This is a genomic window from Mycobacterium sp. NTMscope_MAC_12 (genome assembly GCF_976985675.1).
The window spans coordinates 5,822,855-5,835,068 of sequence record NZ_CDRJYY010000001.1 but is presented as its reverse complement, the minus strand read 5'-3'; the positions used below and the strand labels follow the sequence as shown (position 1 = coordinate 5,835,068).

Genomic DNA, 12,214 nt, shown 5'->3' with positions numbered 1-12,214 from the left:
TTGAGCTTTTCGACTACTAGTGCGGGCGAACAATGGGGAACAAAACTGTCTCCCGAATTGACAGTCCGGTCAAAGTCATCAACAACCGGTCGATACCCATTCCCGTTCCGGTGCATGGCGGCATCGCATACTCGAGTGCGGCGAGAAAATCTTCGTCGAGCACCATGGCCTCGTCGTCGCCGGCGGCCGCCGCGCGCGCTTGGGCGGCGAACCTCTCCCGCTGCACCACCGGATCGTTCAACTCCGAGTACCCGGTGGCCAGTTCGACCCCACGCACATACAGGTCCCACTTCTCTGTGACGCCCGCGATGCTGCGGTGCTGGCGCGTCAAAGGTGTTGTCTCGACTGGGAAATCCCGCACGAACGTGGGTGCGACGAGCGCGTTGCCCACCGTGTGCTCCCACAGTTCCTCAATGATCTTTCCGTGTCCGTAGCCGCGGTCACGCGGAATCTCGACACCGAGCCGGTCGGCGATGCCGAGCAGCTTTTCGACCGTCGCCTCCGGTGTGATCTCTTCACCGAGCGCCGCCGACAGCGACGGGTACATTTCTATAGAAGCCCATTCTCCGTCTATGTCGTAGACACTGCCGTCGGGCAGCGGTAGTTGTCTCGTTCCGATCGCCTCGTCGGCGACCTCTTGAATAAGCTCGCGCGTCACTACCGCCGAATCGTCATACGTTCCGTAGGCCTGGTAGGTCTCGAGCATGGAAAATTCGGGAGAATGCGTGGAATCCGCACCTTCGTTTCGAAACACGCGATTTAGTTCGAAAACTCTGTCGAAGCCACCGACGACGCAGCGCTTGAGGAACAGTTCCGGTGCGATCCTCAGGTAGAGATCGATGTCCAGTGCATTGGAATGCGTGATGAAGGGCCGCGCGGCCGCGCCGCCGGCCAGCGTCTGCAACATTGGGGTTTCGACTTCGAGAAAGCCGCGCCGTTCCAATGCGTTGCGGATGGCGCGGATGACCGCGATTCGCTGCCGGGCCACGGTGCGCGCCTGCGGGCGGACGATCAGGTCGACGTAACGCTGCCGCACCCGCGCTTCTTCACTCATCTCCTTGTGCGCGACGGGCAGCGGGCGCAACGACTTGGACGCCATCCGCCACGAATCGGCCAGCACCGACAATTCGCCGCGCCGCGAGCTGATCACGTTGCCGTGCACGTAGACGATGTCGCCCAGGTCGACGTCGGCCTTCCACGCGTCGAGGGAATCACGACCCACCTTGTCGAGGCTGACCATCACTTGCAGGGTGGTGCCGTCGCCCTCCTGCAGCGTGGCGAAGCACAGCTTTCCCGAGTTGCGGGCGAAGATCACCCGGCCCGCGACGCCGACGAGGTCGTCGGTCGCCGTGTCGACCGGCAGGTCGGGGTGGGCGGCGCGGACCTGCGCCAACGTGTGGGTGCGTTCGACGGCGACCGGGTAGGGATCGCGCCCCTCGGCGAGCAGCCGAGCGCGCTTATCCCGGCGGATCCGGTACTGCTCGGGGATATCTAGGTCGTCGGCACTCACGACGTGCCAGCTTAAATCAACTCTGGTCGCGCCTTTGACCGGCGGGCCGCCCTAGCGGGCCGTCTTCAGCCGGCCGCGCTGGGCGTCGCGGTTGCGTTCGAAGACCAGCCGGAGGCCGTGCAGGGTCAGGTGCTGTTCGTAGTGGCTGACGGTTTGCAGCTCGGGCAGCAGCAGGGGCGCGGTGTGTCCGGTGGCCACGATCGCGACCTGATCTCCCAGGTCGGTGCCGAATCCCGCCACGTCCTCGCGGATGCGCCCGACCAGGCCGTCGACCAGCCCGGCGAATCCGAACACCGCCCCGGCCTGCATGCACTCGACGGTGTTCTTGCCGATCACGGATCGGGGTCGGGTCAGCTCGACGCGGCGCAGCGCGGCCGAGCGGGCCGCGGCGGCGTCGGAGGAAACCTGCAACCCGGGCGCGATCGCGCCGCCGAGGAACTCACCCTTGGCCGACACGACGTCCACGCAGATCGAGGATCCGAAGTCGATGACGATGGCGGCCGTGCCGAACTTGTGAAAGGCCGCCAGGCAGTTGACTATTCGGTCGGCGCCGACCTCTTTGGGATTGTCCACCAGCAGCGGGATGCCCGTGCGCACCCCGGGCTCGATCAGCACGTGCGGCACCGACGGCCAGTACTGGTCGAGCATGAGCCGCACCTCGTGCAGCACCGAGGGGACGGTCGACAGGGCGGCGGCGCCGGTGAGCCGCTCGGAATCGTCGCCGATCAAACCGTCGATGGTCAGGGCCAATTCGTCCGCGGTGATTTCCGCTTCGGTGCGAATCCTCCACTGCTGCACGACGTTTGCGTGCTCTTTGGCGCCCGATATCAGCCCGACGACGGTGTGGGTGTTACGGACGTCGATCGCCAGCAGCACGGCTACCGCGCAACGATCCGGGGATCCAGCAGCTCGGCCGCGTCTGCGGGCACGAACGCCGGGTCGTTGCCGAGGTCGATCGGCTTGTTGTCGGCGTCGACGAAGACGATCCGCGGCTGATAGGTCCGGGCCTCCGCCTCCTCCATGGTCCCGTACGCGATCAGGATCACCAGATCGCCGGGGTGGACGAGATGTGCTGCTGCACCGTTGATTCCGATCACTCCGCTGCCGCGTTCGCCGGTGATGGCGTAGGTGACGAGCCGGGCACCGTTGTCGATGTCGACGATGGTCACCTGTTCGCCTTCGAGCAGGTCCGCGGCGTCCATCAGATCGGCGTCGATGGTCACCGAGCCCACGTAGTGCAGGTCGGCCTGCGTGACGGTGGCCCGGTGGATCTTCGACCTGAGCATCGTCCGTAGCATCAGTTCCTCCAAGGTGATTGGGCGTATTCGTGATTACCGTCCGGCCCGGAGGTGCCGGCGGGAGTTTCGATCTGCATTTCGACGTTGTCCAGCAGCCTGGTGGTGCCCAGCCGCGCCGCGACCAGCAGCCGGGCCGACCCGTGGGCGGGCGCCGGACCGAGCCCGGCGTCGCGCAATTCGAGGTAGTCGACCGTGAGCGCGGGCACGGCGTCGAGCACCGCGCGCGCCGTGTCCAGCGCGGCCGCCCCGCCGCGGTGGGCGGCATGGGCGGCGGCGGTCAGCGCGGCCGAAAGCGTCACGGCCAGTTCACGTTGCGTGGGGTCCAGATAGCGGTTGCGCGACGACATCGCCAGCCCGTCGACTTCCCGCACGGTCGGCACTCCGACGACCTGCACGTCGATGTTGAGGTCGGCGACCATCTGGCGGATCATCACCAGCTGCTGATAATCCTTCTCGCCGAAGAAGATCCGGTCCGGGCGCACGATCTGCAGCAGCTTGCACACGACGGTGAGCACGCCGGCGAAATGGGTGGGCCGGTGGCGGCCCTCGAGTTCGGCGGCCAGCGGCCCGGGCTGCACCGTGGTGCGCAAACCGTCGGGGTACATCGCCGCGGCCGTTGGGGCGAAGACGATTTCGACGCCTTCTTCGCGCAGCAGCGCGAGGTCGTCGTCCATGGTCCGGGGATAGGCGTCGAGATCCTCGCCGGCGCCGAATTGCAGCGGATTGATGAAGATCGAGACCACGACCACCGACCCGGGCACCCGCTTGGCGGCACGCACCAGCGCCAGATGGCCGTCGTGCAGCGCGCCCATGGTGGGCACCAGCATCACCCGGCGGCCGGTGTGGCGCAGGGCGCGGCTGACGCCGGTGACGTCGCGCGGGTTCGGGTACAGGTTGAGTTCGCCCGCCTTGAAGGCCGGGGGCTTGCCGGGGGTCATGGCGCCAGCACCTCGACGACGTCTTGGGGAGCGCGTGCGCGCTGGGCGGTGCGCAGGGCGTTCACCCGATACGCCTGCGCCAGTTCGGGTCCGACCTGGGCGAGCGCGGCCAGATGCCCGGCGACCGCGGCCGCGTCGCCTCGCGCGACCGGGCCGGTGAGCGCGGCTTGCCCGCGTTGCAGGGTGTTCTCCAGCGCGGCCCGGGCCAGCGGCCCGACGATGCGTTCGGCGATGCCGCCCGGCTGGTCGTCGACGGACTGTTGGCCGAGCAGCTCGCTGCCGCGCAGCGCGGCGCGCAACGCCTCCAGGGCGTCCGCGAGCACGGTCACGATGTGGTTGCCCGCGTGGGCCAGCGCCGCGTGGTAGAGGACGCGGGCGTCCTCGGCGACGCAGAACGGCTCTCCGCCCATCTCCAGGACGAGCGATTGACCGATCGCGTATCCGACCTCGTCGGCCGCCGTGACGCCGAAGCAGGTGTCCGGCAGCCTGCTGATGTCCTCGTCGGAGCCGGTGAACGTCATGGCCGGGTGGATCGCCAGCGGGATGCAGCCCTGTTCGGCCAGCGGAGCGAGGACGCCCACCCCGTTGGCGCCGGACGTGTGGACCACGATGGTGCCGGGCCGCACCGCCGAGGTCGCCGCCAGCCCGGACACCAGGCCGGCCAGTTCGGCGTCGGGAACCGCGAGCAGCAGCAGTTCGGCGGCGGCGGCGACGTCCGGCGGCGTCGCCACCGGGGTGTCGGGCAGCCGGCGCTGGGCCCGCTGCCGCGACGCATGGGAGATGGCGCTGCACGCCACCACGACGTGGTCCGCGCGCTCCAGCGCGACACCGAGCGCGGTGCCCACCCGGCCGGCGGAGATGATGCCCACCTTGAGCCTGGCCGGGCGCAGACCGTCGAACTGCACCATCGCAGACGACCTCACAGATTCTTGGTTCGTTCCGGTCCCACCGGGTGGGTACCGTTCGGTCACTGAGACTCTAGTCGATTACCAGGCGTTTCCCAATGTGAGGAAGCTCCCAGCTCAGCCTTCGCGGCTATTCACGTCTGCGGCGCCGGCCGCCTTCGGAGGGCTGCACCTGCAGGCGGGCCAGCAGGTCGGCGACCGACTGGCCGCCCGTCGAGGTGGTCTCGCCGACGGCGTCGGCGTCCTCGGGCTGCGGTTCACCGCCGTGCCGGGGCGCGTGCTCCGGTACCGGCGGTGGCGCCAGCCGCGGTGGCGGGGGCGCGGCGGCGGGCGGGCCCTGGTGCACCGGGGGTGGCGGCGCCTGCGGCTCGCTGCCGGGAGCGAAATTGCGCATCCCGTAGTCGCGGTACTCCGCCGAGTGGCGGGACCGTGCCCGGCGGCCGGACTCGGTGTAGGGCGGTGGGGGTGGTGGCTCGACGGGCAGGCCGTCCCAGGCTTCGTCCCGGGGTTCGCCTCGGGATTCCTCGGGGCCCGAATGCCGTGCGCGCCGCCGCCCGCCCGCCGATTCGCCGGGGGCGTCCGCGGCCCAGTTGCTGCCCGGCGCCCCGGGCGGCAACCACTGCCCTTCGGTGGCCGCCGGCTGCCATTCCTGGCGTCGCCGTTCCGCCTGCGGTTGCGGTTCGGGCTCCGGCGGGGGCTGCGGTTCGGGTTGCGGTTCCGGCGGCGGCGGTTGGTGACGAGGTTCGAACCGCGGCTCCGGCGGTGCGGAGTAGGTGGGCTCCTGCGGTGCGGCGTAGGCGGGATCCGGCGCCGGATACGCGGGTTCTTGGGCCGGTTCGTACTGGTAGCGGGCACGTTCCCGCCGGGGAGGCGGCGGCTGACGGGGCGGCAGCAGGGGTTCTTCGGGCACGTCGATGATGGCCGTCTCGTCGGCGCGGCCCCGCGCGTTGTCCTGGGGCACCGACGTGACCCGATCGCTGGACACCCAATCGACGGGGTTGTCGCGCGGGGTCTCCCCGTTGCGATCCCACTCGCTGTACGCGCGCTCCGGTTGCGGCTCGGTCTCGACCGTCCCGAGGGCCGGGCGGTGCGCGAGGTCGGTGTCGAACAGAATCTCCAGGCTGGTGCGCAATGAACTCAGCTCCGCGCGCAGCTCGGCCAGATCGTCGGCGGCCTGGGCGCGCAGCTCCGAGGCCAGCTCGCGACGCAGCTGGGACTCCACGGTCAGTTCGTATTCGCGCCGGGCCGAGATCTCGCGGTCGAGCTGGAGGTCGTAGACCAACTTGAGGTCGCGGACACGGGCCTGGTCGGCGTCGCTTTGGCGGCGATAGAGCACGGACACGAAGGCGCCGGCGACCGCGGCCCACAGCGCCAGGATCACAGCGAGCTTGAGGAGTTCCACCCGATTGGTGAAAACCAATGCGGAACTGGCACCTATCGCGAGGACCAGCAACGCGGTCAAGAGCACCCACCCCGGCCTGCGGCCGCCGCGCCGGACCCGGGCGCCGCGGGACAGAACGGTCATGGCCTGACTGTACCTGCGCGAGGTCAATCCGCGTGTCGCCCTACTCCGGCGATTCTCACGTGGGTTGATCCGCGACTCGATCGGCGCTAGGTTTCGGCGCCCTCGCCGTGATCGGTCGGGTCGTACGGGGACTTGCAGCAATGTTGCAGCCACAGCGCGGCAACCACCAATGCCAGCGCGCTGATGGCCGCCACCACCGTTCCGGAGGTGTCCTCGGCGGCGGCCCGCAGCCAGGACCGGCGCGGCAGGAAGTACACCAGCAGTCCCACCCACCAGCCCAGCATCAGCGCCCCCACCCAGGCCGAGGCCTTGGCGACCATCAGGCTGCGCGCCACCGCGAGCGGGTGCAGCCTGCCCGGACCGGGGCCGATTTCGCCGTCGCTGATCTTGGCGCGCACGTAGCGCGCCCACAGCGCCTCTCCGATGGCCACCGCCAGCAGCGACAGGCCGGTCAACACCGTGATCGGGGGAAACCACCGGTACAGGCCCGTGACCAGCAGGTAAGCCAGCACGGCAGCGCCGACGACCGCGGCCGACAGGTCACGCTTGCGGGTGGGTCCCATCAGGTTTTGCGCTCGAGCGTCAGGCTGGTCGGCCGCACACCCTCGCGGTCGGCATCTTCCAACTGGGCGAGCAGGCCGGCGACCGGTTGCGGACCGCCGGCCAGGGTCAGCCGCGCGTCCGGGTCGACGGCCAGCCACGGGATCAGCACGAAGGCCCGTAAATGGGCCAGCGGATGCGGCAGCGTCAGGTTGTTCTCCCGGGAGGTCACCTCGGTTTGCCCGTAACAGGCGATGAGATCGACGTCGAGGGTGCGCGGCCCCCAGCGCTCGCCGCGGACCCGGCCCGCCGCCCGCTCGAACTCCTGCGCCCGGGCCAGCCAGCCCTGCCCGTCGCAGGCCGGGTCGTCGGCGATCAGCACCGCGTTGAGGAACGGCGCCTGATCCACCCGGCCCCAGGGGTCGGTCTCGTACACCGGCGACACGGCGAGCACCGTGTCCCCCAGCCCGTCGACGACCGACTGCAACCGCGCCAGCCGGTCCCCCAGGTTGGAGCCGACGGACAACACCACACGCGTCATAACGGCACCACCGAACCTCGACCCCGCCGCGACCGCCGCACCACCACCGAGACGTCGGCGAACTGCTGCGGGATCGGGGCCTGCGGCTTGTGCACCACCACCTCGACGGCGTGCACGCGTTCGTCGTCCATCACCTGATCGGCGATCTGGGCGCCGACGGTTTCGATCAGGTTGCGCGCGGGTCCCGCCACGACGTCGGCCGCCAGCTGGGCCAGCGCGGCGTAGTCGTAGGTGTCGACGAGGTCATCGGTGGCGGCGGCCGACGCCAGGTCGATCCACACCGTGACGTCGATGACGAAGTCCTGCCCGTTCGCGCGTTCGTGGCCGAAAACCCCGTGTTGTCCGCGAACCTTCAACCCGCGCAACTCGATTCGATCAGACATCGTGTTCAGCCAGCCCAGTGTGAGTTTCATCGTTCCACGCCGCCACCACCTTGAGCGCATCGACCGTGGCGCGCACGTCGTGCACCCGCACGCCCCAGGCCCCGTGCAACGCGGCCAGCGCGGAAATCACCGCGGTCGCCGTCTCGCGCCCGTCGGGCGGGCGCGGAGAGCCGTCGGGCCCGGCCAACAACGTACCGAGGAACCGTTTGCGCGATGCGCCCAGCAGCACCGGGATCCCGGTGCCGACCAATTGCGGCAACGCATGCAGCAGCGCCCAATTGTGTTGTGCCGTCTTGGCGAATCCCAGCCCGGGATCGATCATCAGCTGGGCGGGATCGACACCGGCGCACACCGCGGCGTCGACGCTGGCCAGCAACTCGGCGCGCACCTCGGCGACCACGTCGCGGTAGCTCGGGGCCGCGTGCGGACGCTCGGCCGAAACCGAGCGCCAATGCATCAGCACCCAAGGCACTTTCGCCTCGGCCAGCAGCGGCGCCATGGCGGGATCGGCCCGGCCGCCGGACACGTCGTTGACGATCCGCGCGCCGCTGCCCAGTGCCGCCCGCGCGACATCGGCGTGCATCGTGTCGATGCTCACCGTAACGCCTTGTGACGCAAGCTCTTTGATGACGGGGACGACCCGGGAGGTCTCGACGCGGGAGTCGACGCGTGTGGCGCCGGGGCGGGTCGATTCCCCCCCGACGTCGACGATGTCTGCGCCGTCGGCGACCAATGCCAGTCCCTGTGCCACGGCTTTGTCGGGATCGAGATAGCGGCCGCCGTCGGAGAACGAATCGTCAGTGACGTTCAGAACCCCCATTACCTGCACAGGCGCCAGGCTCACTTACGCAGGATGAGGTCGAGCGCTTCGGCTCGAGAAGCGGCGTTGGTTTTGAACAGACCGCGCACCGCCGAGGTCGTGGTCGTCGCCCCGGGTTTGCGGACACCGCGCATCGCCATGCACAGGTGCTCGGCCTCGACCACGACGATCACCCCGCGCGGATTGAGCTTTTTCACCAGGGCGTCGGCGATTTGGCTGGTGAGCCGTTCCTGCACCTGGGGCCGCTTGGCGTACAGGTCGACCAGCCGTGCGATCTTCGACAGGCCGGTGACCCTGCCGTCGTTGCCCGGGATGTAGCCGACGTGGGCCACCCCGTGGAACGACACCAGGTGGTGTTCGCACGTGGAGTACAGCGGGATTTCCTTGACCAGCACCAGCTCGTCGTGATCCTCGTCGAACATGGTGTTCAACACGGAGTCCGGATCGGTGTAGAGCCCGGCGAACATCTCCTGGTAGGCGCGGGCGACGCGGGCCGGGGTTTCCCGCAGGCCGTGCCGGTCCGGGTCTTCGCCGATCGCGCACAGCAACTCGCGGACCGCGGCCTCGGCACGCTCCTGGTCGAAGACCCGCATCTGGAACATCGCGGTGTCCGGCAGTGCCATCGAATCCTCCGTTTGCTCAGCCGTGGGCCGGCGGATTGGACCGGCTTACGTCGTCATCCTGCCGGTCGGGTGAGCCACCCTCCGGGGCGGGCTGGCCCGGTGGGGGATACGGCGGATACGGCGGATACGGCGGGTACGACGGCTGCGCCTGACCCGGCTGACCGGCACGACCCGGCCCGCCCGGATATCCCTGCTGGTGGCCGGCGTGGCCCTGCTGTCCGGGATACGGCTGCGGCCCCGGGTAGCTGGGCGCCGGTTGCTGCCAGTACGGCTGCTGGGGCGACTGTGCCGGCGGATGCCAATAGTTGGGCTGCGGCTGCTGCGGCTGCTGCGATTGCTGCGGCGGCCATCCCGGCGCGCGCCAACCGGCCGGCGCGCCGTAGTCGGGTTGGGTGGGCCCGGGCGGCGCACCCTTACCGCTGCCCTGGCTCCCGTGAGAACCGTTGCCGCCGTTGGCATTTCGGGCGGCCTCCAGTCGTGCCGCTTCGCTGGCCCGTGCGATGGCCGCCTTGAAGGCCGGCTCGGGGGTGGGCGGCGGCCAGGGCTCGCCACGCTCGATGGCCAGCTCGCCGGGGGTCTTGATCGGCGGCTTGTCCGACGGGATGCGGCCACCGAAGTCGTCGAACATGGTGAGCCGCGGGCGCTTCTCGACGCCGGAGAAGATGCCTTCCAGCTCGGCCCGGTGCAAGGTTTCCTTTTCCAGCAGCTCGCCCGCCAGGGTGTCGAGGATGTCGCGGTATTCGGTGAGGATCTCCCACGCCTCGGTGTGCGCGGCCTCGATCAGCTTGCGGATCTCGTCGTCGATGTCGCGGGCGACCTCGTGCGAATAGTCCGCTTGCGTTCCCATGGTGCGGCCCAGGAACGGGTCGCCGTGTTCCGAACCATATTTGACCGCACCGAGTTTGGAGCTCATCCCGAATTCGGTGACCATTGCGCGCGCAATCTTGGTGGCCTGCTCGATGTCTGACACCGCGCCCGTGGTCGGCTCCCGGAAAACCAACTCCTCGGCGGCGCGCCCGCCCATCGCAAACACCAACTGCGCGATCATCTCCGAGCGGGTCCGCAGTCCCTTGTCTTCCTCCGGTACCGCCACCGCGTGGCCGCCGGTGCGGCCCCGCGCCAGGATCGTCACCTTGTAAATCGGCTCGATGTCGGGCATCGCCCAGGCCGCCAGGGTGTGGCCGCCTTCGTGATAGGCGGTGATCTTCTTTTCCTGCTCGCTGATGATGCGGCCCTTGCGGCGCGGGCCGCCGATCACCCGGTCCACCGCCTCTTCCAAGGCGGCGCTGGTGATGACGGTGCCGTTCTCCCGGGCGGTGAGCAGCGCCGCCTCGTTGATCACGTTGGCCAGGTCGGCGCCGGTCATGCCGACGGTCCGCTTGGCCAGCCCGGCAAGGTCGGCGTCCGGGCCGATCGGCTTGCCCTTGGAGTGCACCTCCAGCACCGCTTTGCGACCCGCCAGGTCCGGGTTGGACACCGGGATCTGCCGGTCGAAGCGGCCGGGCCGCAGCAACGCCGGGTCCAGGATGTCCGGCCGGTTGGTGGCCGCGATCAGGATGACGCCGGCCCGCGGGTCGAACCCGTCCATTTCGACCAGCAACTGGTTCAGCGTCTGCTCGCGCTCGTCGTGCCCGCCGCCCAGGCCCGCGCCGCGCTGGCGGCCCACGGCGTCGATCTCGTCGACGAAGATGATGCACGGGTTGTTCTGTTTGGCCTGGTCGAACAGGTCGCGTACCCGGGACGCGCCGACACCGACGAACATCTCGACGAAGTCGGAGCCGGAGATGGTGAAGAACGGGACGCCGGCCTCGCCGGCCACCGCGCGGGCAAGCAGGGTCTTACCGGTCCCGGGCGGGCCGTAGAGCAGCACGCCCCGGGGGATCTTGGCGCCCAGCGCCTGATAGCGACCGGGGTTCTGCAGGAAGTCCTTGATCTCGTAAAGCTCCTCGACCGCCTCGTCGACGCCGGCGACGTCGGCGAACGTGGTCTTGGGCATGTCCTTGGAAAGCTGCTTGGCGCGCGATTTGCCGAATCCGAAGCCCGTGCGGGCGCCGCCCTGCATGCGGGAGAACATCACGAACAGCCCCACCAGCAGCAGCAGCGGCAGGACGTAGACCAACAGCTCGCCCAGGATGCTGCCCTGGTTGACGACGGTGCTGACCTTCGCGTTCTTGGCGGTCAGCGCGTTGAACAGGTCGACCGCGTACCCGCTGGGATATTTGGTGATGACCTTGTCGGAATTGTCCGTGTCGCCATTGCCCTTCTTCAGGGTCAGGCGCAGCTGTTGTTCACGATCGTCGATTTGTGCGCTTTTGACGTTGTCGCCGTTGATTTGGGACATCGCCACGGACGTGTCGACGGGCTTATAGCCGCGAGTGTCGTCGCTGAAGTAGAAGAACGACCAGCCGAGCAGCACCACGACAGCGATCGCCGTGATGGTGCGAATAACGTTTTTCCGGTTCATCAATCATCGGCCTTGCTGGCCAGGTCCTTCCCCGATATACACGCAGCTGGAAAAGTCCAGGCTACCGCCTGTGGCGATCGCCAGCTCCGGCAGAGCCGGGGCGAAGCGGGTCGCCACCATCTGCCCTGTGGCGATCGCCAGCTCCGGCAGAGCCGGGGCGAAGCGGGTCGCCACCGTCTGCCCCGCGGCGATCGCCACCTCCGGCAGAGCCGGGCTGTCCAGTTAACGATCGGCAGTTCCCAGGCCGACGGGCTCACTCGTAGTAGCGGGCCTCGATGACATTGCCGTCTGGATCGGCGAAGTAGTACGTGTGCGGCGACCAACCCCGCGCGCCGAAACTGTGGTGCAGCCGCACGCTGGTGTCCACGCCTGCCGCCTGCAGGCGCGCATCGAGGGCGTCGTATTCGGGTTTCGACAGGGCAAGGCAGACGTGATTGACCGGTTGGCCGGCGCTCCCTTCGACCACCGCGGACGACGCCGCGCCGGAAGCCATCTCGAGTGGCATCAGGTCGATGATGGAGTCCTCGGAAACCCGCACGCTCGGGAAGGGCGCCTCGCCGGCCTCGAACTCGGCGAACCGCACCGGCGTCAGGCCGACGATCCTCGAGTAGAAGTCCATCGCCGCGCGCGGATCCTTCGTCCACAGAACTACGTGGTCCAATCGCAT

13 protein-coding genes are annotated in these 12,214 nt (G+C 69.0%); all 13 read right to left on the bottom strand.

Features of this window, described 5'->3' with window-relative positions; genetic code table 11:
* Positions 1-16 precede the first annotated feature (16 nt).
* Positions 17-1,510, bottom strand: a complete 1,494-nt coding sequence (gene lysS, locus AC0KS4_RS27235; RefSeq protein ID WP_238955654.1) for a lysine--tRNA ligase — start codon at positions 1,508-1,510, stop codon at positions 17-19.
* A 51-nt stretch (positions 1,511-1,561) separates the two neighbouring features.
* Entirely contained in the window at positions 1,562-2,386 is an 825-nt protein-coding gene (locus tag AC0KS4_RS27230; RefSeq protein ID WP_225326212.1) for a type III pantothenate kinase, read from the bottom strand.
* A gap of 2 nt (positions 2,387-2,388) precedes the next feature.
* On the bottom strand, positions 2,389-2,808 hold the full coding sequence (gene panD, locus AC0KS4_RS27225) for an aspartate 1-decarboxylase (protein WP_225326321.1): 420 nt from the start codon (positions 2,806-2,808) through the stop codon (positions 2,389-2,391).
* Entirely contained in the window at positions 2,808-3,746 is a 939-nt protein-coding gene (gene panC, locus AC0KS4_RS27220; protein WP_238955653.1) for a pantoate--beta-alanine ligase, read from the bottom strand. The genes panD and panC overlap by 1 nt, the downstream gene beginning before the upstream one ends.
* Complete coding sequence (locus AC0KS4_RS27215) at positions 3,743-4,654, bottom strand: Rossmann-like and DUF2520 domain-containing protein (protein ID WP_238955652.1); 912 nt, start codon at positions 4,652-4,654, stop codon at positions 3,743-3,745. Before AC0KS4_RS27215 ends, panC begins: the two co-directional genes overlap by 4 nt.
* 127 nt (positions 4,655-4,781) lie before the next feature.
* On the bottom strand, positions 4,782-6,176 hold the full coding sequence (locus tag AC0KS4_RS27210) for a DUF6779 domain-containing protein (protein ID WP_225326209.1): 1,395 nt from the start codon (positions 6,174-6,176) through the stop codon (positions 4,782-4,784).
* Between the two features lie 86 nt (positions 6,177-6,262).
* The gene (locus tag AC0KS4_RS27205) at positions 6,263-6,739 is read right to left on the bottom strand and encodes a DUF3180 domain-containing protein (protein WP_225326208.1); all 477 of its coding nucleotides are present in this window, start codon (positions 6,737-6,739) and stop codon (positions 6,263-6,265) included.
* Positions 6,739-7,257, bottom strand: a complete 519-nt coding sequence (gene folK / locus AC0KS4_RS27200) for a 2-amino-4-hydroxy-6-hydroxymethyldihydropteridine diphosphokinase (protein ID WP_225326207.1) — start codon at positions 7,255-7,257, stop codon at positions 6,739-6,741. The genes AC0KS4_RS27205 and folK overlap by 1 nt, the downstream gene beginning before the upstream one ends.
* The gene (folB, locus tag AC0KS4_RS27195; protein WP_225326206.1) at positions 7,254-7,640 is read right to left on the bottom strand and encodes a dihydroneopterin aldolase; all 387 of its coding nucleotides are present in this window, start codon (positions 7,638-7,640) and stop codon (positions 7,254-7,256) included. Before folB ends, folK begins: the two co-directional genes overlap by 4 nt.
* Positions 7,633-8,484, bottom strand: a complete 852-nt coding sequence (gene folP, locus AC0KS4_RS27190; RefSeq protein ID WP_238955651.1) for a dihydropteroate synthase — start codon at positions 8,482-8,484, stop codon at positions 7,633-7,635. Before folP ends, folB begins: the two co-directional genes overlap by 8 nt.
* Positions 8,481-9,083 (bottom strand): GTP cyclohydrolase I FolE, encoded by a 603-nt coding sequence (folE, locus tag AC0KS4_RS27185; RefSeq protein WP_225326204.1) that lies wholly within the window; start codon positions 9,081-9,083, stop codon positions 8,481-8,483. Before folE ends, folP begins: the two co-directional genes overlap by 4 nt.
* Positions 9,084-9,099: 16 nt before the next feature.
* Positions 9,100-11,547, bottom strand: a complete 2,448-nt coding sequence (gene ftsH, locus AC0KS4_RS27180; protein ID WP_238955650.1) for an ATP-dependent zinc metalloprotease FtsH — start codon at positions 11,545-11,547, stop codon at positions 9,100-9,102.
* 253 nt (positions 11,548-11,800) lie between these two features.
* Positions 11,801-12,214 carry a VOC family protein gene (locus AC0KS4_RS27175; protein ID WP_225326202.1) on the bottom strand — a complete coding sequence of 138 codons (414 nt, stop codon included), beginning with the start codon at positions 12,212-12,214 and terminating at the stop codon, positions 11,801-11,803.